At 44.7% G+C, this 24,149-nt stretch carries 25 protein-coding genes and 1 riboswitch; of the genes, 10 read left to right on the forward strand and 15 right to left on the reverse strand.

What is annotated here, in order from left to right:
- The first annotated feature begins 5 nt into the window (after positions 1–5).
- Positions 6–1,577, forward strand: a complete 1,572-nt coding sequence (locus tag MUK70_RS21990) for an OmpA family protein (protein WP_234655153.1) — start codon at positions 6–8, stop codon at positions 1,575–1,577.
- Here MUK70_RS21990 and MUK70_RS21995 read toward each other — a convergent pair.
- Positions 1,558–2,754 carry an acyltransferase family protein gene (locus MUK70_RS21995; RefSeq protein WP_234655154.1) on the reverse strand — a complete coding sequence of 399 codons (1,197 nt, stop codon included), beginning with the start codon at positions 2,752–2,754 and terminating at the stop codon, positions 1,558–1,560. The genes MUK70_RS21990 and MUK70_RS21995 overlap by 20 nt on opposite strands.
- 108 nt (positions 2,755–2,862) lie before the next feature.
- Positions 2,863–4,029 (reverse strand): helix-turn-helix domain-containing protein, encoded by a 1,167-nt coding sequence (locus MUK70_RS22000; protein WP_234655155.1) that lies wholly within the window; start codon positions 4,027–4,029, stop codon positions 2,863–2,865.
- Between the two features lie 44 nt (positions 4,030–4,073).
- Between MUK70_RS22000 and MUK70_RS31210 the strand changes: the two genes are divergently transcribed.
- Both MUK70_RS31210 and MUK70_RS31215 read left to right on the forward strand, forming a co-directional pair.
- A complete protein-coding gene (locus MUK70_RS31210) occupies positions 4,074–4,322 on the forward strand; it encodes an MFS transporter (protein ID WP_374759709.1) in 249 nt (82 codons plus the stop codon).
- On the forward strand, positions 4,298–4,612 hold the full coding sequence (locus tag MUK70_RS31215) for an MFS transporter (RefSeq protein WP_374759710.1): 315 nt from the start codon (positions 4,298–4,300) through the stop codon (positions 4,610–4,612). Before MUK70_RS31210 ends, MUK70_RS31215 begins: the two co-directional genes overlap by 25 nt.
- A gap of 6 nt (positions 4,613–4,618) precedes the next feature.
- Here MUK70_RS31215 and MUK70_RS22010 read toward each other — a convergent pair whose 3' ends face one another.
- The 3 genes from MUK70_RS22010 to MUK70_RS22020 all read right to left on the reverse strand — a co-directional run bounded on the left by MUK70_RS22010 (position 4,619) and on the right by MUK70_RS22020 (position 7,596).
- Entirely contained in the window at positions 4,619–5,230 is a 612-nt protein-coding gene (locus tag MUK70_RS22010) for a cytochrome c oxidase subunit 3 (RefSeq protein ID WP_234655156.1), read from the reverse strand.
- Between the two features lie 83 nt (positions 5,231–5,313).
- Positions 5,314–6,123, reverse strand: coding sequence for a 4-(cytidine 5'-diphospho)-2-C-methyl-D-erythritol kinase (gene ispE, locus MUK70_RS22015; RefSeq protein WP_234655157.1), 810 nt, complete (start codon positions 6,121–6,123; stop codon positions 5,314–5,316).
- Positions 6,124–6,132: 9 nt separating this feature from the next.
- Entirely contained in the window at positions 6,133–7,596 is a 1,464-nt protein-coding gene (locus tag MUK70_RS22020; RefSeq protein ID WP_234655158.1) for a M28 family peptidase, read from the reverse strand.
- Between the two features lie 319 nt (positions 7,597–7,915).
- On the opposite strand from MUK70_RS22020, the gene MUK70_RS22025 reads away from it, so the two are divergent.
- On the forward strand, positions 7,916–9,400 hold the full coding sequence (locus MUK70_RS22025) for a xylulokinase (RefSeq protein WP_234603070.1): 1,485 nt from the start codon (positions 7,916–7,918) through the stop codon (positions 9,398–9,400).
- Between the two features lie 78 nt (positions 9,401–9,478).
- Here MUK70_RS22025 and MUK70_RS22030 read toward each other — a convergent pair whose 3' ends face one another.
- Positions 9,479–9,814, reverse strand: a complete 336-nt coding sequence (locus tag MUK70_RS22030; RefSeq protein ID WP_234655159.1) for a single-stranded DNA-binding protein — start codon at positions 9,812–9,814, stop codon at positions 9,479–9,481.
- A gap of 258 nt (positions 9,815–10,072) precedes the next feature.
- On the opposite strand from MUK70_RS22030, the gene MUK70_RS22035 reads away from it, so the two are divergent.
- Entirely contained in the window at positions 10,073–10,429 is a 357-nt protein-coding gene (locus MUK70_RS22035; protein ID WP_234603072.1) for a DNA gyrase inhibitor YacG, read from the forward strand.
- A 33-nt stretch (positions 10,430–10,462) separates the two neighbouring features.
- Positions 10,463–11,338, forward strand: a complete 876-nt coding sequence (locus MUK70_RS22040; RefSeq protein WP_234655160.1) for an aldo/keto reductase — start codon at positions 10,463–10,465, stop codon at positions 11,336–11,338.
- Between the two features lie 17 nt (positions 11,339–11,355).
- On the opposite strand, the gene MUK70_RS22045 is transcribed toward MUK70_RS22040, so the two are convergent.
- Entirely contained in the window at positions 11,356–12,336 is a 981-nt protein-coding gene (locus tag MUK70_RS22045) for an SAM hydrolase/SAM-dependent halogenase family protein (RefSeq protein WP_234655161.1), read from the reverse strand.
- Positions 12,337–12,391: 55 nt separating this feature from the next.
- On the opposite strand from MUK70_RS22045, the gene MUK70_RS22050 reads away from it, so the two are divergent.
- Positions 12,392–13,912 (forward strand): GH3 family acyl-acid amido synthetase, encoded by a 1,521-nt coding sequence (locus MUK70_RS22050; RefSeq protein WP_234655162.1) that lies wholly within the window; start codon positions 12,392–12,394, stop codon positions 13,910–13,912.
- On the opposite strand, the gene MUK70_RS22055 is transcribed toward MUK70_RS22050, so the two are convergent.
- Complete coding sequence (locus tag MUK70_RS22055; RefSeq protein ID WP_234655163.1) at positions 13,907–14,473, reverse strand: M48 family metalloprotease; 567 nt, start codon at positions 14,471–14,473, stop codon at positions 13,907–13,909. The genes MUK70_RS22050 and MUK70_RS22055 overlap by 6 nt on opposite strands.
- Positions 14,474–14,541: 68 nt before the next feature.
- Positions 14,542–15,123: a hypothetical protein gene (locus MUK70_RS22060; RefSeq protein WP_234603079.1), complete on the reverse strand. Its 582-nt coding sequence runs from the start codon at positions 15,121–15,123 to the stop codon at positions 14,542–14,544.
- Positions 15,124–15,261: 138 nt separating this feature from the next.
- Here MUK70_RS22060 and prfA point away from each other — a divergent pair, with 138 nt between their 5' ends.
- On the forward strand, positions 15,262–16,335 hold the full coding sequence (prfA, locus tag MUK70_RS22065; RefSeq protein WP_234655164.1) for a peptide chain release factor 1: 1,074 nt from the start codon (positions 15,262–15,264) through the stop codon (positions 16,333–16,335).
- A gap of 9 nt (positions 16,336–16,344) precedes the next feature.
- On the opposite strand, the gene MUK70_RS22070 is transcribed toward prfA, so the two are convergent.
- The 4 genes from MUK70_RS22070 to MUK70_RS22085 all read right to left on the reverse strand — a co-directional run bounded on the left by MUK70_RS22070 (position 16,345) and on the right by MUK70_RS22085 (position 18,591).
- Positions 16,345–16,737, reverse strand: coding sequence for a hypothetical protein (locus MUK70_RS22070; RefSeq protein ID WP_234655165.1), 393 nt, complete (start codon positions 16,735–16,737; stop codon positions 16,345–16,347).
- Positions 16,734–16,931 (reverse strand): type II toxin-antitoxin system HicA family toxin, encoded by a 198-nt coding sequence (locus MUK70_RS22075; RefSeq protein ID WP_234603082.1) that lies wholly within the window; start codon positions 16,929–16,931, stop codon positions 16,734–16,736. The genes MUK70_RS22070 and MUK70_RS22075 overlap by 4 nt, the downstream gene beginning before the upstream one ends.
- A gap of 66 nt (positions 16,932–16,997) precedes the next feature.
- On the reverse strand, positions 16,998–17,555 hold the full coding sequence (locus MUK70_RS22080) for a thioredoxin family protein (protein ID WP_234655166.1): 558 nt from the start codon (positions 17,553–17,555) through the stop codon (positions 16,998–17,000).
- Positions 17,556–17,619: 64 nt separating this feature from the next.
- Positions 17,620–18,591 carry a DMT family transporter gene (locus MUK70_RS22085; protein ID WP_234655167.1) on the reverse strand — a complete coding sequence of 324 codons (972 nt, stop codon included), beginning with the start codon at positions 18,589–18,591 and terminating at the stop codon, positions 17,620–17,622.
- A 29-nt stretch (positions 18,592–18,620) separates the two neighbouring features.
- A riboswitch (cobalamin riboswitch) is annotated at positions 18,621–18,820 on the forward strand.
- 76 nt (positions 18,821–18,896) lie between these two features.
- On the opposite strand from MUK70_RS22085, the gene MUK70_RS22090 reads away from it, so the two are divergent.
- The gene (locus MUK70_RS22090; RefSeq protein ID WP_244784493.1) at positions 18,897–20,786 is read left to right on the forward strand and encodes a TonB-dependent receptor plug domain-containing protein; all 1,890 of its coding nucleotides are present in this window, start codon (positions 18,897–18,899) and stop codon (positions 20,784–20,786) included.
- A gap of 52 nt (positions 20,787–20,838) precedes the next feature.
- The gene (locus tag MUK70_RS22095) at positions 20,839–21,921 is read left to right on the forward strand and encodes a DUF5074 domain-containing protein (RefSeq protein ID WP_234655169.1); all 1,083 of its coding nucleotides are present in this window, start codon (positions 20,839–20,841) and stop codon (positions 21,919–21,921) included.
- A gap of 70 nt (positions 21,922–21,991) precedes the next feature.
- On the opposite strand, the gene MUK70_RS22100 is transcribed toward MUK70_RS22095, so the two are convergent.
- Positions 21,992–22,732, reverse strand: a complete 741-nt coding sequence (locus tag MUK70_RS22100) for a tetratricopeptide repeat protein (RefSeq protein WP_234655170.1) — start codon at positions 22,730–22,732, stop codon at positions 21,992–21,994.
- A 69-nt stretch (positions 22,733–22,801) separates the two neighbouring features.
- On the reverse strand, positions 22,802–24,139 hold the full coding sequence (locus tag MUK70_RS22105) for a DEAD/DEAH box helicase (protein WP_234655171.1): 1,338 nt from the start codon (positions 24,137–24,139) through the stop codon (positions 22,802–22,804).
- Positions 24,140–24,149: the final 10 nt, after the last annotated feature.

Here is a 24,149-nt window from a genome sequence, read left to right on the forward strand (position 1 = left end):
AGACGATGCGCATTTCATTACTTGCCGTGCTGTTTACTTCAATTTCCTTTTGTGCAAATGCGCAGCTGGAAAATCTTGGAAAAACGGTGAACACTGAATACAATGAAATTAACCCTATTATTTCGCCCGACGGCAAGACCATTTACTTCTCCCGGGTAAGCCATCCGCAAAATACGCACGGGACCAAAGGCAGTCAGGACATATGGTTTTCGGAATTGAAAAATGATAAGTGGTCGCAGTCGCGACGGCTTCCCGCTCCGCTGAATAAAGAGGATTACAACAGCCTTTATAGCATTACACCAGATGGTAACACCTTGTTAATCAAAGGTTCTTACAAAAACGGCGTGTACGAAACGCGCGGATTTTCGACGAGTAAAAAAACCTCCCGCGGATGGGCAGCCCCTAATAAGCTCGAAATTCCCGGTTATGCGAAGATCAGTAAAGGGCAGTTTGACTGCGGTTATCTTTCCAATGATGGAAAGACATTAATCATGTCGTTCAGCGAAAAGAAAAACAGCAAGGTGGATGACATTTATGTGAGTTTCAAGGCGAAAGATGGAACTTGGTCTAAGCCCATGAACATTGGACCGGAGATCAATTCCGAAGAATTTACCGAAACCACGCCGTTCCTGGCCCCTGACGGCGTCACATTGTATTTTTCAAGCGACCGCAAAGGCGGCCAGGGCAGCAACGACATTTATTACAGCAAGCGGATCGACAAAACCTGGAAACGGTGGAGCAGGCCTGTAAACCTTGGTCCAGCTATCAATTCCGACGGTTATGATGCCTATTACACCATTTCTGCGTTGGGCGATTATTCTTATATGGTCTCGTTCAAGGGCACGGAGGGCAAGGGAGATGTGGTGCGTTACAACCTGAAACCGACAGAAGTTCCGGGTGATACAACCGAAGCGCCAATCGCAATTGTGCCTGTTTCTGACCCGGTAGTGATGGTTAGCGGGAAAGTGATCGACTCTAAAACGGGAAAACCCGTCGAAGCAACGATCATTTATGAAAGCCTGGCAGATGGTGAAGAGGTGGGGACGGCCACGACGAACCCTACAACCGGCGAATACAAAATTATCCTCCCCTATGGGCAAAAATACAGCATGCGCGCGGTCGCGCCCGACTTCATTGCTGAAGGAGAGAACATTGATCTGAGTGATTCAACGGCGACCAAGGGTTTTAAAGAAATTACTAATAAATCTTTAAAGCTCATTCCGATTGAAGAAGGCCAAATTGTGCGTCTGAATAACATTTTCTTTGCCACAGGAAAATCAACATTGAGCAGTGAATCCTTTCCCGAATTGAACCGGATCGCTATTTCCATGACCGAAAACAAGACGCTTACCATTGAATTGGGCGGGCATACAGACAACACCGGTAGCGCCGAATTCAACATTAAGCTTTCCCAGGACCGGGCCGATTCCGTCAGGGAATATCTGATTGGAAAGGGAATCGAGCCGGATCGCGTGGGCAGCAAAGGTTACGGTGAGACGGTTCCGGTTGCTACAAATGATACACCTGAGGGCCAGCAACAAAACCGCCGTGTTGAATTTAAGATCTTAAAGAAATAACAGCCTCTTCGGACCTCTTAACTGTACTCTCCTTTTTGCGTTTTAGTCCAAAAACAATGCGCAGGATATTGAGTTGTTTGATCAGAAAATGATATATGACCAGGCAGATCAGAAATGTGGCCACTGATAAGTAAATAAACTTTACTATCCAGGGTAATGCTGTGTTTATCAATGGATAAGCCAGACAAACAATGACTGTCTGATGTAGAATATAAAACGGGTAAACCGCTTCATTGGCATACTTCAAAAAGCGGTTTGAAAATTGGAGATAAACATATGCATAACCAAAAATGGACAGGAGGATACACCAGGCATTCAGCGTCTTAAGCAAATTATAAAAAATAATTTCCCCGCCTTCAATCTCCGCCCTCGGAATCCAGTAAAATGCATACAGGATGGCTGTGAATATCAGCCATATCACCAGATTGACTTTTCTATATTTTTTTAGTGTTTCCCAGAAACCGGTTTGTGTACACAAAACAAAGCCTGTAACGAAAAGTGTAAAGTCGTGAAAATGCTCATTCCAATCCCTGATCAGATTATGCGTTGTCGGGAAATGCCCCAGCAAGACGTTTCCCAACATGTGCCAGAGCACGGGGACGAGTATCAATGTGAAAGGATTACCAAATAAACGAACCCAGCTTGCTGTTAACTGATTGTGGCGGCGAATGAATAACAATAATGGCAGACCGATGATCGAGTATAAAAAAATATAGACGAGATACCAAAGGTGATGCCAGCTGAAACTTCCAGCAGGATAGGGCGTAAAGTCAAAAATGGTTTTGTAAAACTCCCCATAGGAATAAGTTTCACCCTGGGTAAGGCGCTCCAAAAAGATCTGCGGCGGCACGATCACAAATATGCCAAAAACCAGCGGAATGAATATTCTGACAAACCTTTCGCTCAAAAATGCCTTCGGTCCGCGGCTCCCTAAGGCGAAATACATTCCGGCACCGGAGATCATAAAAAGAAGCGACATACGCCACTGACTCGTAAATCGCATCGGCAATTCAATGGCATGGGTGATTACATCATTTTTAATGTGCCATTCCCAAAAATTGAAAAACATGCCAACGTGGAAAAAGATAAGGATCGCAAATGCGATGACGCGCAGCCAGTCGAGATCGTAGCGACGCGCTGGTAAATTAGCTGAATGTAAGTTTTCTTGATTTTTCATGGTCGGATCTGTTTTTTTTTCCGGACAAAAGTATCCGCACCCGAGGGCAAAAAACGACCGTGATTATCAGCTAGGAGTTCTTCCCGATACATCAGAACGGGGAAAAAGCTATTTTACAGCATTCTTTTTGAACTCAGAAGGCGTATAACCTGTGAGTTTTCGGAAAGAAGTATTAAATGCAGATTTGGAATTATAACCAACCATCTGCGCGATTTCTTCGATTTTGATAAAGTTGCTTCCTTCGTCCCGAAGCAGTTTCTGGGCCTCATTTATCCTGTAATTGGCAACAAAATCAAAAAAACTCTGACCTAATTCTTCATTCAAAATCTGGGACAAATGATGCGTCGAGATGCCTAAGCGTTTTGCCAGCATAGGGAGCGAAAATCCCGGATCGAGAAAAACTTTCTCACTATTCATAAGGTCATCCAGTTTTTTCAAAGTCGTGAACCGGATTTCCTGCGTCAATGAGGATTTTTCATATTTCCTGGCAGAACGGACATTGTTATCCTGAAAAAAAAGTGACCTGCGCAGGACTGTAAAACTGGTTGCGTAAATAATGAATGCAATAAATGCGGCGATAATGTGATCACCCAGATCATGCGGGAAAGATAGCCGCACAATAAGATAAATGATCACCAAAGCTGTTAACTCCAGGTGGAAGTTACGATACCAGGACAAAGCGCTTTTTTCCCTGGTGAAAAAAGAAAGACGCTCTTTTTTGAACGCATTACCCAGGAAGTAAAGACCTGCGAGGTTGTACATCACCATACTAAGGGCGGTGAGATCGGTAATGCGATCTTTCAGAAAAAACATCCAGTCGCTTCCGTAACGATTAGAAACCATCATTTCCATCTCGGGATGATAGGCGGAAATGTTGCAATTGTATTTGTATGCGTTGCCTTGCGGATATATGAGGACGCACATATATAGGAAATAAATTATCGCGGGCAACAAATGCAGCCAGTTGGCCTTCTCCTCCCTTTGCGTAATGCTTATTTTAATATACAAAAACGCCAGCGGGGCCAGCAGAAGATTGATCGGTTCCGAAAAATCGACCAGCCATAACACCCGGAACATGTAATTGGTGTATCCCAGCCAGACATCCCCCAGCAAAATGGCCATACCTAATATAAGCCCCCCTAAAAATAAGTTGGGTCGCTTATCTCCTCCGGAATGCGATAGAAAAAAGTAAGCCAATATAAGCCCCTGAACGAACCCCAGCAGAATGAATACGGAAAACAGGTCAGCCCGAACTGGAAGGGTTGCAGGAGTCATAAAAATATATCTGTATTCAAATATACAAAATCAAAAATGTATGTGTGTGCATATTCCGGCACCAAAATTTAAAGCGACTTTCGGATTTCACAACAGGTGCTGCATACATTGCGGATATCAGCACACCCGAAAAACGGGCACAAAATTTCGGTTTACTGGGTGCTGCTTTCGGTCTTGGTTTTATCATTGGTCCGGTTGTCGGTGGTTTGCTAGAACAGTATGGAACCCGCGTTCCTTTCCTCGCTGCGGCGGCATTTTCTCTTGCTTTATGCTTTGCTCCCAAGGCTGGATGATGTATGTATTTATGGTTCCTTACATTATGGGAAGCATTGCCGGGCTCGCATTACAAGGGATCATTTCTACCCAGGTTCAACCGAATGAGCAAGGCGAAATTCAGGGCGCCTTAACCAGCTTGCAAAGTTTGACCTCTATTATTGGCCCGCCACTGATGACCAACTTATTCTCCTTTTTTACGCAGCCTTCCGCACCCCTCTATTTACCTGGAGCACCCATGATCATGGCGGCGGTTCTCACATTGCTGAGCACATTCCTGGCCAGGAGAAGCCTTAAACGTAATTTTTAAGAGGAACTAGTAGAGTATTATCAGGAAAAGAAATACAACCAGCCAGAGCGCGCCAGTAAAATGCCAGTAACGGGTTAACAACTTAATCCGCAGCCGGTTCGGCGGATTCACGCTGTAAACAAATGAGTCAACATAAGTTCTATTTTTTACAGCTTTCTGGAAAAGCATGCTTAGATAAACCACCCCGGCAATGATATGCACTAAATGCAAGCCGGTAAGAAGATAAATTAGTCCGCTGGAAGTTGTGACACCTTCAAATATGCCTGCATTCATCATTTCTGCCCAGCCGCCTGCCTGCAATAAAATAAATGTGATCCCCAGCAACAACGTAGCTCCCAGGAAAACGCGGTAATGAAGGAAACGCTCACTTGCAAATGCCAGATTGGCCTCATGCAACGTGATACTACTAAACAAAATGACCAGTGTACTCAACCAAAACATATCAGGAAGCACGATCATGTGCCCCGTCTCCCTATGCATCCGGACCAGGAAAATGATGAAAATAGAAGTAAAAAGCAGCGAGCTTCCGATCACACCGAGCCACAGCATAAAACCCAGGGGTTCTCGCCGCTTGGTAAAGGGGTTTTCCTTTAATTTGGTGGTTGGTTTGGAGCTCATTACAACGCTGTTCTCTAATGCTTTATAAGCGGGGAGGTGAATATAGTTACAATTTCCCGCGTTTTGTAACCTGATAATAATTTTTAATCCAGCCGTCCCTGCCAAACAACAAATTCAGCAAAATGCTTCGATAAATCCTTTTCCAAATCAAATATTCCAAATAAGGTTGACCCGGATCCGCTCATTGCTGCATAGCCTGCGCCTTGTTTGTATAATGCTTCTTTGATTTCTGCTAAAAGAGGGTATTTGGGAAAAAGAGTTGCTTCAAAATCATTTTTAACTTTATGTTTCCAATTGCCAATCGGCTCTTTTAATACAATACGCAAATCAAACTCACTGCGTTTCGGAATAATTCCTGAATATGCTTCCGCGGTTGAAATATGCATTCCCGGATTGACCAAAACAATCCATCTTCCATTCAAATTCAGCTCAATATCTTCGGAAATGTCTCCTTTCTGAAAACAATAAGCAGGCTTGTTAGGAATAAAAAAAGCGCAATCGCTCCCTAATCTACGTGCGTAGTCAAGCTGTTTTTCAAAAGATATTTTAAGATTAAAGTGCTGGTCCAAAGCCTTGATGGCAAATGCCGCGTCAGCAGATCCTCCTCCCAGCCCTGCGCCTATGGGAATGCTTTTCAGCAAATGCATTTTCACCGGCGGCAGTGGATAGTCCGTCGCGATCATTTGATATGCCTTTGTACAAAGGTTATCAGATGCTCCTCCGGGGATCGGTATGCCGTCCGCCTGGAAGGAAAACTGCTCGTCAACAGTGATTTCGAGCGCGTCGGACCAGCCTACAGGGTAAAAACAAGATTCTATATTATGATACCCGTCGGCCCGTTTTTCAACGATATTGAGGCCTATATTAATTTTTGCGTTTGGGAATACAAGCATTATTCTATTTTATTGTTCCCACCGCCACTCCTGCCCGATGACCAATTCTTCTTTCAATCCCTGGGAAATCAGATAATCACGGGTTTTGGCATCGGAAAGCTTGGAAACGGCAATGGTCTCAGTGTTTGCCAGCGCATACAGATACATGGATGCAATGCGCACGGTATTTTCAAATTGGTCTTTATTTACCAGACTAAAATCGTCGCAATCAGCATGATAGCATTGCAACACATTCGGATCCAAGTGACCGGATAAGCCCGCGATGGGGACTCCTTCAAGCATAAATGGCTGGTGATCGCTGTGTAATCCGGCACGGTTTGACGACTCATTTTTGAAAGACTGGTCAACATGCTGAATGGCACTGCCCACACTTGCAAAGAATTCATTCATTTCATCCCTTCCAAAAGCATTAACGCCTCTCGGGTCATTCGTCATATCCAGGTTCATCATATAACTTACCTTATTGATCTCACCGGACTTCTTCAATTCACTAACAAAGTGCTTTGAACCCAGCAAACCTTGTTCTTCGCCCATGAACAAAACGAACTGGATTGTGCGCTCAGGCTTCACTTTCAGTGCTTTGAAGGCTCTTGCAATGTCCATTACCGCAAAGGAGCCGATACCGTTGTCGATTGCGCCTGTTGCCAGATCCCAGGAATCCAGGTGGCCGCCAATAATCACTCTTTCATCCGATTTACCTCTGAGCGTTGCAATTACATTTCTTGCTTTGATGGGCTTGGAAATGTTGTGCATATCAATGTGGGCTTCCAGAGGCCCTTCCTCCTTTAACCATTTACGCAGTTCTCCTCCGCTGTCATTTGAAATACAAACCGCCGGGATCGAAATGATTGCACCAGTTACCGAAGCTGTTCCTGTAAGCAGGATTTTGCCCGGCGCACCGTTCACCATGATTACACCGGTTGCACCGTATTTAATTGCCAGCGCCGTTTTTTCAGAACGGTGCAGGTTTTTCTTGCCAGCTGCCCCAACGAGATTGATGTTAGCGAGCGCGACTTTACCCTTTATTCTTTCCTTAATTGCTTCGAAATCTTCTTCAAGCCCATTGCCTACATCCACAATTTCGCCTTGCAACTTGGACTCGACAGGCGAATGCGCCAGCGAGACAACCGGAACTTCTCTGAAATTATCGCTGCTGCTCGGTGCAATGGACAGAGTTACCGTGTCGCGCATCCACGCTTCTACCTCAAATGGCTGATATGAAACATCTGTAAATCCGTAACTTTTCAGGAGTTGAAATGCGTATTCCTCGGCTTTTTCCCCGTTTACACTGCCTGTTAACCTATGCCCGATAGTCTTTGTTGCTTCACCTAGCGTCTGATACGCTTTGCTGTTTTTTCTTACTTCATTATCAAGCCGGGAGAAGGGTTTTTCCCATTTTTTATCAATAGCACTAAATCCGGCGAACAAAACAAATAAGCCACCAACCAAAACCACTTGTACAATTTTTTTCATAATACCCATTGAAGGATGCCCTGTTTTCTTAAAATTTACACCATGAATTAATAATCAGCTATTTGGTGTTCTGCTTCGTTAACACAAATAAGACTACAAATAGATTCAAATTGTTTCAATATCTTCATTAAAATAGTGAATTTTTCGCGGACTGGATATCTTTTTTGTTTTTCCATGTAAAGGAAGTTCGGCAAGGCGATTTTAAATAAGTGTAATATTTACACTTAACAGTTTGTTTTTTCAGATCCGGTGGAACATTTTTGCATTATTTTCGGCTTACATTTAAATATTACAGCAATTTTTAATCAAAATAGAAACAATGTATTTCCTGGGATTCGATTTAGGCAGTTCGTCCGTAAAAGCATGTTTGATCCACGCAGATTCGGGTGCAGTCGCCGCCGCTGCGTTTTATCCTGAACGGGAAATGACAATCGCCGCCCCCAAGCCTGGCTTCGCGGAGCAACAGCCCGAAATGTGGTGGCAAAATGCTTGCCTTGCTTCAAAAGCAGTAATCCAAAAGGCCGGTATTTCGCCTGAGGAAGTGGGTGCGATCGGAATTTCATATCAGATGCATGGTTTAGTGGTTGTTGATAAGGATATGAATGTGCTCCGTCCGTCTATTATCTGGTGCGACAGCCGCGCGGTGGAAGTTGGTAACAAGGCGATGGAAGCATTGGGCGAGGAATACGTGCTGCCCCACCTGCTTAATTCCCCTGGTAATTTCACTGCTTCCAAGTTAGGCTGGGTTAAGGAAAACGAGCCTGATGTATATGCAAAAGTGTATAAATTCATGCTTCCCGGCGATTACCTAGCTGCCCGCATGACCGGCGAAATTGTCACTACACCGTCGGGCTTATCCGAAGGCATTTTCTGGGACTTTGTCAACGGCCGCCCCGCAGATTTTCTTTTCGACTATTTTGGGTTCAATCATGAAATTATGCCTGAGGTCTTGCCCACATTTTCCGAACAAGGAAAAGTAACGGCATCCGCAGCCGAAGCATTGGGATTGCGTGCTGGCATTCCTGTTACATACCGCGCAGGTGACCAACCTAATAATGCATTCTCGCTGAATGTCCTCGAACCTGGCGAAGTAGCAGCCACCGCCGGCACCTCCGGTGTCGTTTACGGCGTAAGTGATCAGGTGAAATTTGACCCGAAATCACGCGTGAATACATTTCTCCATGTCAATCCGGTATCGCAAGCATCGCGTTACGGCGTTTTGCTTTGTGTCAACGGCACAGGCAGCCTGAATGGCTGGCTTCGCAACGCTTTGTTCCAGGGGAATGTCTCCTATCCTGAAATGAACGCTTTGGCTTCGCAAGCTCCCGTTGGCGCTGATGGTCTTCTTTGTCTTCCTTTTGGCAATGGTGCAGAACGGATGCTTGAAAACCAGGACCCAGGCAGTACGTTTAAAGGCTTACAATTCAGTCGTCACGGCCTTAACCATTACACGCGCGCGGCGCAGGAAGGCATTGTATTTGCGCTATATTATGGCATGGAGATCATGGAAACCGTAGGCGTTTCCTTGAAAAACATCCGGGCCGGTGAAGCGAACATGTTCCTAAGCCCTGTTTTCCGTGAAACATTCGCAAACGTATCCGGCGCAACCGTCGAACTCTATAATACCGACGGCGCACAAGGTGCGGCACGTGCGGCAGGATTTGGACTTGGTTACTACAAAAACCGCTCTGAGGCTTTCGTAGGCCTTTCTGCATTAAGCACCATTGAACCAGATACTGCATTAATAGAAGCAACAAAGGAAGCCTATGGCAACTGGAAAGCGGCTCTGGAAAGCAGTCTTTAATAATCTCTCTTAAACCATCATTTTTGATAATACCCTGGTCTTAATAACATTGAAACGTTGTCAAGACCAGGCTTTGCCTTACGCATTGGCTTCTTGCGTCCGGGCAATTTCCTCGATTTTAAAAGCGACGATTTCCACCATCCTGACCGTCTGATTTTCCTTATTCACATACTGACGATAACTCAGCTTGCCTTCAACAGAAATCATTTTACCTTTTTCAAGCATTGTCTCACAACGCTGCGCCAGCGGTCCCCAGGCAATGATCGAGTGCCAGGATGTAGATTTAACCTCCTCTTTATTTTTGTTAATATAGTTTTCGTCCGTAGCAAGCGAAAACGTCACTGCCCTGCCGCCATCAAATTCCTTCACATTGATTTCGCGGCCTACATTTCCGATTAGTTTCACTGAATTCATGTTTTCTGACTTTGTTTAATAATGAATATCTGATTTGTTGAGACGACCCTCCTGAATCGCCTTTGCAAATATGCAGCATCAATGATTTGCGATTCGGTTATTAACTACTTACAGTCAGATACAAGCATTTGCAGCCGCTTGCAAACGGGAAAACCGGTTTCTTGGGCGCTGCAAAAGTAATTTTGCTATATTGCAAAGCGAGATTACATATGCACACTTACGGATCCCGTAAACCGGATTCGACTAAACTTTGAAAAAATGAAGAATTGCCTGGAATGCGGGAAACCACTGATGGGAAGAGTAGACAAAAAATTCTGCTCGGATATGTGCCGGAACAGCTACAATAACCGGTTAAATTCAGATTCGTATAATATCGTCAGGAACATGAACAACCAGCTTCGGAAAAATCGCCGGATACTGGAAGAACTTTGCCCGGACGACAAATCCAAAACCGCAAAAAGCCAGCTTATTGGCAAAGGATTTGACTTTAACCTGATCACAAGCGTCCGGCCTACGCAAAAAGGGAACATTTACCACTTCGTGTATGATTACGGTTATCTGGAACTGGAAAACGATATTTATCTGATCGTAAAAGATAAACGTTTGGATAAATAGATATTTTTGCACGAGCATTCAAACATCCATCCAATGAAAAAAGTTAGTTTAAGCGACTCTGGCCCAAAAGTATCCGAAGCAATCTATGGCTTCTGGAGATGGACAGATGAAGGTGCCCAAACCACGTCTCAAATTGAGAAAACAGTAAATCTTTGTCTGGAACTGGGCATTAATACTTTTGATCATGCAGATGTTTATGGTGATACTGCTATTGAAGAACATTTTGGGAAAGTAGTTCAGAATAAGTCTTTTAAAAGGGAAGATATCGTTTTGTTCAGCAAATGCGGGATCAGAAAATCCAGCAATAAATATCTGACTTACTACGATACATCGCGCGATCACATTGTAAACAGCATTAATGGCTCATTGAAACGACTGAAAACGGACTATTTGGACATTTTTCTGTTGCACCAGAGCGACTTTTTATCTGACCCGGAAGAAACCGCGACTGCGCTGGCAGAAATCGTCAAATCAGGTAAAACGAAGCATATCGGAGTTGCCAATTTTACGGTTTTTCAACACCAGTTGCTAGCATCTTATCTGAGAATTCCAATCGTTACCAATCATATTGAGCTGAATCTGATGAATACGACTGCGATCGAGGACGGTCGTATTGATTTCATTAAGCAGAGTTTCAGCAAGCCGCTTGCCTGGGCACCGCTGGCTGGCGGTAAAATTTTGAATGGAACAGAGGAGAAAGCAGTTCGCCTAAGAGCCAAATTGGAGGAAGTGGGAAGGAAATATGATGCAAATATTGAGCAGACTGCCGTTGCCTGGCTGATGAAATTAGGCACTTTGCCGATCATCGGCTCACTTTCCGAAACAAGGATCAGAAATGGCGCAAGTGCTTCCGAAATAAAGTTAAGCCACGAAGACTGGTACGATATCTATCAGGTTGTAGGCAAATAGTGATTTGGGCGGGTTGTTTATTTTGTTAAAACAATCCGCCATTCTCCTCCACTCAGCACTTTGTATTTTTCGGAAAAGCTGCCCATATTAATGCCAAGCGAGAAATTCAGCAGACTGTTGAAATAGCCAACATCATCCCCTTCTTTAACCTCCCCAAACGTATTCACATAGCGAACTTCCCCTTCGTAAATCTTCAAATCCTGATTAAAAACCTGAACATGGACGTCCTGACCTATTTTAATGTTCAGTTTATTAAAAACTTCCTTATTAATGTTGGTCCAGACATTCCCATACTGAATGTCTAAAATCGGAATGGCTCCTTTAACCTGATTGTTTTGAAAAACGGCCTTTTGGTAAGAAATTGACACAACTTTATTTTCAAGCTGCCTCCCAACCTGTTCAAACGAAATCACCCTGGCAGCCAGGCGTGCGGCCGTGAATGCGTATACATCCCGACCGTGAAATGTGTACGATTCATTGGAATCTTTACGCCGGTTAACCGCTTCATCTATTTCCCTAACTTCCTGAATGCCCAGTTGTTCGGCGACCAATGTTAATGTTCCGTTATCTGGCGTCACGAAATAATGTCCGGACATAGATTTCACTACGACAGACTTGCGGTCTGTGCCCACGCCCGGATCAACGACAGACACGAAAACCGTCCCTGCCGGCCAGTAGGGCGCTGTTTGCACCAATCTGTACGCTCCTTCCCAAACGTTATAGGCTGGGATTTCATGGGTCAGATCATACAATTTTAAATCAGGCGAGACACCGGAAGCAACGCCCTTCATCGCGGAAACAGCCCCGTCTTTTAGCCCAAAATCGGATTGAAAAACAAGCATATTGTTCTGCGCCAGGGCGGATTCCTGAATGACTAAGCCCAAAACGAGGATTACAAAAAATGACTTAATAAGAACTTTGCGTAAAGCTCTGACCCGATTCAATGCCTTCATGGACATATAGATATGATGTGAAGCCACAAATTTATGAAGTGGCATGGGTTTTTAAAATCTGATTTATTAAAGCGATTTTTCAAATTAAAGCACTAAACGAATGGCGGTAATCGGCGAACTTATAAAGAAGGCAATTGATTTTACGGGAATGATCACCAGCGATCCCGATCCTGTTGAAGCACAAGAAAAAGTTTTACGAAACCTGCTTGAAACAGCCAAGCTGACTGCTTTTGGCAAAGCCTACCATTTTTCAGAGCTGCTGCAAAGCCAAGATATCATTGCTGCTTTTCAGAATAAAGTGCCTGTGCATGATTACGACAAAATGTATGAAGAATGGTGGCATTACTTGCTCGAAGGTCATCAAAATGTGACTTGGCCGGGCGGACAGCAATATTTTGCACTCAGCAGCGGAACCACAAGCGCCAGCAAATACATTCCCGTGACCGACGATATGCTTAATGCGATCAGAAAAGCGGGCATCTCGGAGATTACCAATATTAATGCATTCAATCTTCCCGGCGAGTTTTTTACAAAACAAATCCTGATGCTGGGAAGCAGTACTGCACTCATACAAAAGGGTGATCACCAGGAAGGTGAGATCAGCGGGATTAGTGCTAGTAACCTTCCTACCTGGTTTGGCGGATTTTATAAGCCCGGACGAGAAATCGCCGACATCGCGGATTGGGATGAGCGCGTCAAAAAGATTGCGGAAGAAGCCCCAAAATGGGATATTGGCTGCATTTCCGGGATTCCGGCTTGGGTAGAGTTGATGCTTAAAGAGATCATAAGCCATAATAAGCTGAACAACATTCACGAAATATGGCCGAACTTGATGGTTTATACGACGGGTGGCGTTGCATTCGAGCCTTATAGAAAAAGCCTGGAACAACTATTCGCCCGTCCATTGATTTACATTGACACATATCTGGCTTCCGAAGGCTTTATAGCCATTCAAAAACGCCCGGAAACGAGCTCGATGGCCCTATTCCCGGATAATGGGATCTTCTATGAATTCGTGCCATTTGATGGCGACCATGTAGATGAAAATGGTTTGGTAAAACCGGGAGCGCAAGTTTTGTCGCTCGCGAACGCAACGGAAAATGTCGAATATGTGCTGCTGATATCAACAGTGTCAGGGGCGTGGCGCTATATGATAGGGGATACAGTTCAAATTACGGACAAGGCGAAAGCCGAAATCAAGATCACCGGCCGCACCAAGCATTTCCTGAATGTAGTTGGGTCGCAACTTTCAGTGAATCAGATGAATGATGCATTGCGGGTGATCGAGCAGGAATATGACGTTGTGATTAAGGAGTTTATCGTTGCCGCGGTGCATCGCGGTGAAGATTACATTCACAAATGGTTTTTGAGCTGCGACAAGTTTCCCGATAATGAAAAAGTCGCGGAGTCGCTGGACAAAACGCTTCGGGAGAATAACAAAAATTATAATGTTGCAAGGGGACGCGCGCTTAAAGGAATTGAAACAGAATTGATTCCGGAAGAGATTTTTTACAAATGGAGCGAAGACATCAAAAAACTGGGCGGCCAGGTGAAAATCCCCCGTGTGATGAAAGAAGAGCAATTTCTGGAATTTGAGGCTTTTGTCAGAAGTAACCTATGATTTCAGGTGTTGTTCAGCTTCCAGCTTTTTCACTTGCTCCATAATGTCGTCCGGCGATAAATAAAGCCGGGCGATTTTGTTTTTATATTTTTGGGATAAACTTGCGTGATTCAGGATAAAGTGCTTTGTCTTAACAATGTAACTTCCCAAGCCATGGTTTACTGCGTATGTGTCGGCCACACGCTCCGCTTGCCTGATGTATCTGGAAGAAAATAGATAACCAATGCCGAACCGTATCATGCCGGCTACATTCCTGTTTTCATAATCCATCACGTGGCCTAATTCATGACCAATCCAGCCCACCATAATATCCGGCGGGATCTGATGGATAGGAATTGCGGAAGTTGTAAGCCTGAACAGTGCGCTTATGTTGATATTATAGCCCCGTTTTGCCCCAAACATGGTTCCTATCTTGGGCTGCGCTTGCATGACAGACCGCTTAATATTCTTTTTAAACACAAAATCAATCGGCGTTTCCTGCAACTCCGGGTAAAAAGACAAAGCCTTTAAAACCTCATTTTCAATAACTTTCGGGATTGTCTTATTAACGGGAGCTTGCATGCGGAGTGAATGAATTGGGTGATGTCTTGCTCCCATTTTGTAAAAAACCATTCCTAATCTGTCAAAAATCAGTCCTTCAACTGCTTCGCATCCAGCTTTCTGATGATGTCTTTTTTATTGAAAAGCAGGCGCCAGACGGCAAAAGGTATTTCGTCTTTTGGCAAACATGATTTGCAAATTAAACTCTCGGCAGGGACTGGTGCATTGTAAACCAGTGAGGTGTCGCTCAGTTGCTGGAGATTGTCGCTGGCAACAGATTTGCTTTTGGCGCTGTAAAGATATGCGTCGAGCAGTTCGCGCTCTTTCGGTGCCAGGTCTGGGTTTTTAAGATCCGTCAAATCCAGCAATTCTACTTTGACGCCGTATTCCTTTTGTAGTGCTGCTATCACCGGAATCCCAGCCAGATTCTGGCAAAGTTCTCCTGCTTTCTCTGGATGCCTGGAAAGTTCGTTGCTCAGCGACTTTTCAGCGATTTTAGATATCTTTTTACCCCACGCATCAGCAGAATAGATAAGCTGCGTATTGGTAACGCGTTTAATTTTCGACGCATTTATCTCGTTGGACAATTCTTTGGTGTTTTCAACACGGTTTCCCGTATCACAACTCCCCAGAACAATCGCCATCAACGCAAAAATCAATATTTTTTTCATTTCCAAGCACATTATAAGTTCCTAACAGTATTCCAAAGTATCTAATTCATCGGGCGGCAGATATCTCAAAAACCTTCATTTATCTAAAATGCGTATCTTTGTGCCCCGAATGCGTGGTGCCAAAGATATTCAATAAAGATGATCGATAAATTAGAAGCTATAAAAGAACGTTTCGAAGAAGTTTCGCAACAAATCATACAACCGGAAATCGTTTCCGACTCTGCCCGCTATTCTAAAATTAGCAAAGAATATAAGGATCTGGGAAGGATTGTGGAGCAGTATGAGCATTATAAAAAGCTTCAAAAAGATATAGCAGGAACAAAAGAACTCATCGCTACTGAAAAGGATGAGGAGCTCCGGGAAATGGCAAAAGAGGAACTCGACGACCTTGGCCCTAAACTGGAACAGCTCGAACAAATGATTAAAGAGCTGCTTATTCCAAAAGATCCGAATGACAGCCGCAACATTATTCTCGAAGTCAGGGGCGGAACGGGTGGAGATGAAGCCGCAATTTTTGCCGGGGATCTTTTTAGAATGTATCAGCGATTTTTTGAAAAAATGGGCTGGCGTTCGTCGATCATGGATTTTACCGAAGGCACAAACGGTGGTTATAAAGAAATTATCTGCAAAGTTGAGGGCGAGGATGTTTACGGCAAAATGAAATTTGAGTCGGGCGTGCACCGCGTTCAGCGTGTTCCGCAGACGGAATCGCAGGGGCGCATTCACACGTCGGCTGCATCCGTGGCAGTGTTGCCGGAAGCTGAAGAAGTGGATGTCCAGATCAATATGAATGATGTCCGCGTGGATACATTTCAATCGTCAGGTGCTGGTGGACAGTCCGTTAACACGACTTACTCCGCAGTTCGCTTGACCCATATTCCTTCCGGATTGGTTGTTAGTTGCCAGGATGAGCGTTCTCAGCTGAAAAACAAAGACCGCGCTTTGAGCGTTTTGCGTTCTCGACTTTATGAGATCAAACTGAAAGAGCATAATGATGCCATCAGCTCGCAAAGAAAATCAATGGTAGGAAGCGGCGACCGTTCCGATAAAATCCGCACTTACAACTATCCACAAAGCCGCATTACAGATCACCGCATCGGCTACACCGTTTACAATCTTCCCGCCGTCATGGAAGGGGACATCGCAGAATTTATAGAAAGATTACGCATCGCCGAGAATGCCGAGCGTATGCAGGAGGGCGAGACGGTTTAAGCATAACTATTATACTAGAAACTGAATAGCAGCTAATTCCTTACCCACTTGCTGGACACCCGAAAGTATGCGTTTGGCCTGCATGGAAGATGGTTTTTTAGTTCCGCTAATGTATTGCGCCAATAAACTCTGATTCATCCCGATACGCTCACTCAGCGCTTTCACATTAAGCACCTTATAAAATGCAAAGAAGCTTTGTAAATCTGGTTTCAAAATAATTTCTTCAATTGAAAAAACAAGGTTCTTCTCCTGAAAAGCCAGATTTACTGCCTCAACGATATTTTTTTTCAGCTCATCAAAATCCTCACCTTGCGTGCCAATAAAGTTATTTTTGAAAGTAGTGTAAGCGCTATAACCTACCTCTTCTTTCACAATTGCCATTGTTATTAACGGCTTTTTCATCGCTTGTTTGTTTTAATATCCGCTTGTTTTAACAAAGCACTCAGCAGGCCCTTCTTCACCTCTGTGCTTCCGTGATAAGGGACAGTAAGTTGCCCTTGCTTGATAGGATGGCGCATAATTTTGTGGCTTCCTGCTTGCCTCACTTCAAACCAACCATCCTTTATCAACAGCTTGAAAAGCTCACTTGACTTCATACAAAAGTAATAAATTTATTACTAAAATAACGTTGAAGGAAGTGAGTAACTGAATGGTTGAACTAATTACTTAGCTGCGAAAAGTGTATTGTAAGTCTTTGATTTGTAATCTTCAAAGGCTTGTTTTTTATGGTAATCCTCGCCGATGAAGGTGATGACCTGATGGAATTCCTTAGGTTTCATGTAGCCTGGCAGCGGCTGGATCATGGTGAATTTGTCGTCCAGGAAAACGGTCGTTGGATAACTGGGCTGGTTGTTGGTCAGTGCCAATGCGAGTTGGTGTACGCCTCGGCCGCCTTCGGAAATGAATTCGAATTTTTTGTCTCCTAGCATGATGGCCTTTTTCTGTTCTGCGTTGAGCTTTACGGCGTAATATTTGCGGTTGACGTATTCGACTACGGCTTTGTTTTTGAATGTTTCGCGGTCCATCACTTTGCACCAGCCACACCAATCTGTGTACACGTCGATTAAAACCTTTCTCGGCTCTTTCTGAATTTTGGCGTAAGCTTCTTTTATTGTCAACCATTGAATGCCTTCCGCAGGCCGATTTCCATCGGATTTGAAACCCGTTGCCACCGTAAGCATGACAAAAAACAGAAAAAGGGATGTAGCGGATCTTTTCATAACTTCATTTGATTTCAATAAGTTAACAATTTTCATTGCGGAATAATTGTGCTGAATGCCTGACTTATTCCAGATCATCGGCAACCGTAGGCTTTCTTTTTGCCAGGGAAACCATAATCCCTCCTGCCACAATCAGCAACATGCCCGTCAGCATTGAGAACGACGGAATGGCTTCTCCCATCAGAAAACCAATTAAAACCGAAAACAGAATATTGGAATAACCAATGGCCGCAACGCGCCCGGCTTTGTCATAGGTGAATGATTGGGTTAACATTCTTTGCCCCATCAATGCTGTTAACCCGAGTGCCAGAAACCCGAGCCAGTGCGAAATGTTAGTGGGCCAGGTGAATGTCCCAATCAGGAAATCCAGATTTTCCATCGGATAATACGTCCCTACCAGCATGGAAATAATGGGCATTACAATGCCACTCAGCATAAAAGAAAGAATGATAGCCCGGGTGTCATAAACAACGCCTAACTGCCTGATTGATAAATAAGAAATAGCAGTCAGCAATGCATTACCCAACCCCAGCGCATTATCGCGGAGCGAAATCGAAAGATCTGGCCGGAAAACGAACATAATGCCTGTAAAGCCCACAAAAATAGCAGCCCATTCGCGCGAATTCAGCGTTTCGCCTATCAACAGCCAGGATAGCAATGCGAGAAAAATGGGATAGGTGTATTGATAAGTGGAAGCACGGCCCAATCCTAATGTTTGGATCGCATAAAAGAGCATATAAAGCGACAACGTGCCCACAACGCCGCGAAAAATAAGCAGGCCCAGTTTGCCTCCCTGTTGTCGGATCGGGCGGCGCCAAATGCTGGTCACCACAAACACAACGCCTACAATGTTCCTGAAAAATACCAGCTGCACAATGTGAAAATCGCGGCCCAGCCACTTGGAAATGGCCGATGTAAGAGAAAAGAAAAACGCCGCGCCCAGCATAAGGTAAATGCCTTTATGCGAAGAAGTTACAGTGAGTTTTTGAGCAGAAGCAGCCAAAAGGGGTAAAGATTTTGACCAAATATAAAGCATATCGCACAGAGTTGGAAGTCCGGCCAATTTCCTAACTTTGCACCTTTGGCGCCATAAGCGGCTTCAATGCCGCGATAAGGCTTAATAGGGAATTCCGTTGAACCGGAAGCTGTCCCCGCAACTGTGAGTCTGTTTATATTGATCCAATCCCCAATGCCACTGTTCCACGAACGGGAAGGCCATGGATCGAGAGACGAGCCAGGAGACCTGCCAAAACTGGATTCATCAAATTTGCTTTCGGAGGAAAAGCAATGCTGACGATGCTACATATCTGACACAGCGTGATTATTGACAGGAAGTTTTTCATGGCTTTGGCCATTGCCGCTTGGGTATTGTGTCCACAAATACTTCTGGCACAACGCGATAGCATTCGCCTGGAACCTGTGGTGATAAAAGGTTTTGTTCCTGAAAAATTCATGAGCGGACTTAAAATCCAAAAGTTAGATTCAACGTCGCTAAACCTTTTCCGCTTCCAAAATATCAGCGACCTGCTCTCACTTTACACGCCGATCGCATTTAAAAATTATGGCCCCGGGCAATTAAACACGGCTTCTTTTCGTGGAACGTCGGCGAACCATACGGCTGTGTTATGGAACGGCCTGAACATTAATTCACCTATTTTGGGGCAAACCGACTTTTCGACCATTCCCGTTGCAGGCTTTGATCAGCTTGCTGTACAATACGGTTCTGCGGCGAGCATTGTCGGCAGCGATGCGGTGGGTGGGAGCATTCTGCTGGGAAGCACTCCTTCGAAGCAGCCTTTGCAGGTTTCGATAGGCCGTCAGCAGGAAAGTTTTAATAACCACCAAACCCAGGTTACGGCCCGATATACGGCAGTAATCAATGATCGGTGGACCTTTTCGGGCAAAACAAATGTATATGACGGCCGTATGAACAACGATTTCCCTTATTCGGAGCGAAATCAATACACCGTTCTGCCGTCAACTTCTTTCCAGCGCGGTTTGGTGCAGGATTTGTTTTTCAATTCAAAAAACGATCATCAGATCTCGGCACACGTGTGGCTGACCCGGAACCGGCTCACATTAACGCCCGAAGATAAAGCGGGTCGTGAGCTGACTTTAACAGAAGCTTACCGGACCATGCTGCGCTATAATTACAAAGAAATCACATTCCGGGCTTCGTGGGTAAGGGACATTATTGATTATGCCAAAGGCGATTACAGTCAGTTGGATCACGCCGTGACCGACAAGTTTTCGAACCGCATTGAACGTGATTTTCAGTTTAATGCGTTCCAGATCAAAGCAGGTGGCGAATTGGCACATTACCGGGCGCAGGTGGCGGGTTATGATAAAGAATTGGTTACCGAAAATCGCGGCGACCTCTTTTTGCTCACGCGCTGGCAACCCACGAATCGCATAATCGTTTCTGCCAATTTGAGACAAGCATTTGTCACAAAATTCGATCCGCCATTTACGCCCTCACTGGGAGCGGAATATGTTTTGGCGCAAAAAGAAACTTATAATTTGAAATTCAAAGGTTCAATCGGACGGAGTTATCGCGTGCCAACATTGAATGAGCGCTTTTGGAAAGAAATGGGAAACCCGGAAATCAGGCCGGAGACGGGTTGGAATAAGGAAGTTGGTCTTGAACAAAACTTCACTTCCCCCTTGAACCACACTTTTTCTGCTTCAATAACTGCATACCACAACCGTATCAAGGACTGGACTTATTGGAATCCGGGAAAAAGTTATCGCGTTGAAAATTTACAGCAAGTGCTAGCCCGCGGCATTGAAGTGCTGGCTGGCTGGCGTTTCGATGTAAGCAACTGGAAGTCAGGAGCTAACATTGGATATACTCTCAACAAAAGCGCTCAGGAAAAAGCCTATGATGCTTATTCCTCGGACATTATTGGCAAGCAACTTGTGTTTGTGCCTGTTCATTCCGGAAATTTGAATGCATTTGTTCAATACAAGAATACCAGAATTACAGCCCAGGCGCAGGCGGTCAGCAAGCGGTTCAGCACATTTGATAATTCACAAATCTTGGATGGTTATACGCTTACAAATTTGCTGGCAGAGCATACTTTTGTTTGGGATAAAATAAAAATGCGCTTGCAGGGACAGATCAATAACGTTGCAAACACGTTCTATTTAAATGTGAGGAACAATGCAATGCCGGGAAGGAGCTTTGCATTGAGTTTGATTTTAATGTATGATCCGCCAAAAAATCGCTGATTGATCTTAGCCGGTTAAGTGGCAAAAATGTTTACAACTAATAAAACAAAAAATGAAAAAACAGTTATTCAGATTAGCAGCATTTACATCTTTATCCCTTTTCGCATGGTCGTGTAACCAAAGCGACCCCACTCCGAAAGGTGATTATATCCAGGGCGTTTTTGTGGTTAATGAAGGTAATTTTTCCCAAAATAACGGAGCCATTTCGTTCTTTACCAGAGAGCAAACTACTGCACAGGCGGACATTTTTTCGGCAGCTAATGGCACTGCATTAAAAGGCGGAGTACAGGGTTATGCCGCATCCGGCGAAACCGGGATCATTCTCGTGGATAATATGTCTGCCGGACAAGATAAGGTTGAAATTGTAAACAGCAATACATTTAAGACCATCGCCAGCATTGGCACACCCGACATTGAGAATCCGAGAGAAGTGGTTTTTGGCAGTAATAACAAAGCTTACGTTTCATGCTGGGGAACCAATGCAGATCAAAAATTCACAACGGGTTATGTGGCTGTGGTGGATTTGCTTACCAATAAAGTGACCAAGCGTATTGACATTGCGTCAGGCGGCCCTGAAAACCTGGTTTTTAATAACGGCAAACTCTTCGTGGGAACGGTTTCTTATGGCAAAGGCAAAACGCTGAGCATTATCAACACGACCACAAATGCAATTGACAAAACGCTTTCCTTCGAAAACGCGCCAAACCCAGTCGGCATTGATGCCGATGGAAAGCTTTGGGTGAATGATGGCATCAAGGTCATCAAAATGAACCCTGATTCTTACAATGCAGAAGCAACATTGACAATAGGCAGCGATGCAACCAAATTCGCGGATAAGTTTACATTCAGCTCGGATCGCAGAACCGTTTTCTTTGTTCTTTCCTACTTTGATGCCGCTGGCGAACATGGAGGAACTTACAAATTCGGCATTAATGATGCGCAGGTTAACATTACAACGCCATTGATTAAGAGAATTTTTACAGGTCTGGCCGTGGACCCAACGCAGGGACTTCTTTATGCGGGCGTAACGCCTTCATACGCGCAGGCTGGCTACGCAGTGCGTTACCGCGCGGACGGGTCACTGGTTGATTCAATTAAAGTAAATGTAGCACCAACAGGGTTTTTCTTTAAGTAAAAGAATCTGCCGCAAACGAAAAAAGTCTCCTTCGCGGGAGACTTTTTTTATGTATATCAAAATCAAAAATCTACTTAAAGAACCCTTGCGGATCAGGTTTTTTAGCTTTTAGCAGCTCTACAAAATCCAGGTTCATCTGGTTGAAATCAAGCGATCGACCTTTGTGCAAATGTTCCCACGACCTGTCCAGATCATTGAGATTATAATGAAGCAATGCCAGATTATATTGACCTAACGCATAAGTTGAATCCAATGCAGTTGCCCGGTTGAGCAATTCGGCGGCCTCGTCAAGCTCTTCCTTCCGGCTCGTGATCGCGTACAGTTTTAAATCAACAGTTGACAAATCCACGAGTAAAGGGACATTCTCACCTTGCAGACTGATTCCCCGGCTCAGCATTCTTTTCGCCTCAACCCAATTTTCGCGCTGGTAGGAAATCACGCCGAGCCCCCAATAGGTCTCGACATTCTTATCATTCAGTAAATGGGCGAGATTGAAGCGATAGCAAGCTGTATCCAATGATCCCTCCTGCAAATATTCCCAGGCACGTGCTGTAAAAAAGCTGCTTGCCTCGGCTCGGCTTGTGAATGACTTGTCGCATTCACTCAAAAAACGGATCTCTTCATCAATCTGCTCTGAGGTTTTGCTAACCTCTCCAAAGAGTGGAAGAATACGCCTTTCCTTTAATTCTAAGGGCTTTTTCTGGGCAAGATTCGTATCTGTATTTGGTGTTGCGCTCGCGAGATGGGTGTTTTGAGCAAAGCCAAATACTGGAATTAGAATAGCAAGCCAAATAACAACGGACTCTTTCATAAGTAACTTTAATAGAGAAACAGGTTTTCTATTGTCCAAGTTAAACGGATTTATTCGAATTGTATTGCATTATTTGCGTTTACTTCTGCCCGATGAATTACGGCGATTTTGGCCTCCTTTTGCGGGCGTTTTTTGCGCCGGGCGATATGTTTTTTTCTTCTCGTGGAATGCTCCGAGGAAGGTCGGATCTTCTCTCCTTTTCTGATTATCGATCTCCCGAAGCATGTCCTGGCGCTCTGTAACGGGCGTTGCGGCAATTTCCAGATCCTCCGGCAATTCCTTCCGCGGGATCTCCATGCGGATCATTTTTTCAATTTTCTGAATGTGATACTCGTCCGCCATCGTCATAAAAGTGATGGCCTGACCAATGCGGTTTGCGCGCCCCGTTCTTCCGATCCGGTGCACATAATCTTCATAGATCAAAGGCACATCAAAGTTGATCACGTGGCTTACATCCGTGATGTCAATCCCTCGCGCCACCACATCCGTTGCCACCATGACGCGCACCGAACCTTCCTTGAATGCTTCCATTGCATTGGTTCTGGTGTTTTGGCCTTTGTTTGCATGGATTACTTTTAATTCGTCCTCACGCACAACCACATTCAGGAGATTCTGGTGCACCAATCCTGCAACTTCGCGGCTTCTGGTAAAAATCAGGACGCGGTTGAATGCTTCCCGGTCTTTAAGCAAATGGGTCAAAAGATTGATTTTGGTGCGGAAATTGGGCAATTCGTAAAGAGATTGCGTCACCATTTCGGCCGTTGTGGCCTGCGGCGTTACTTCAATGCGCGTTGGAAATTCAAGAAATTCGAAGGAAAGCTTTTCTACTTTATCCGAGAATGTGGCTGAGAAAAGCATATTTTGCCGTTTTCGCGGAATGATTTCGAGCAACTTGCGAATTTGCGGCATGAAGCCCATATCCATCATTTTGTCGGCCTCGTCCAGGATCATTACATTCAAATGCTTTACAATGACCTCTTCCTGAAAATAAAGGTCCATAAACCTTCCAGGCGTGGCAACGATAATATCAACGCCTTTCCGGATCGCCTCGATCTGCGACTTGGCTCCTACTCCACCAAAAAGCACTACCGTCCTGATGTCCGTGTATTTGCTCAGTTGCGTAATGGCTTCCGAAATTTGCATCGCCAACTCACGCGTAGGAGCCATAATCAATGCCCTGGCGTGCTCGCCCTGGGCAAATTTGATGCGCATTAATAACGGTAATGTATAGGCGGCTGTTTTGCCTGTTCCTGTTTGGGCTATGCCCAGAATGTCCTGTCCTGACAATGCGAGCGGGATGGCTTGTTCCTGGATAGGCGTCGGCTCGGTGTATCCCGCTTCTTCAATGGCATTGAGTAATTGACGGTTAAGCTTGAATTGCTCAAATTTGTTTTGCGTAGTCTGCATCGCGCAAAGG

Source organism: Dyadobacter chenwenxiniae, from assembly GCF_022869785.1.
Classification (GTDB): domain Bacteria; phylum Bacteroidota; class Bacteroidia; order Cytophagales; family Spirosomataceae; genus Dyadobacter; species Dyadobacter chenwenxiniae.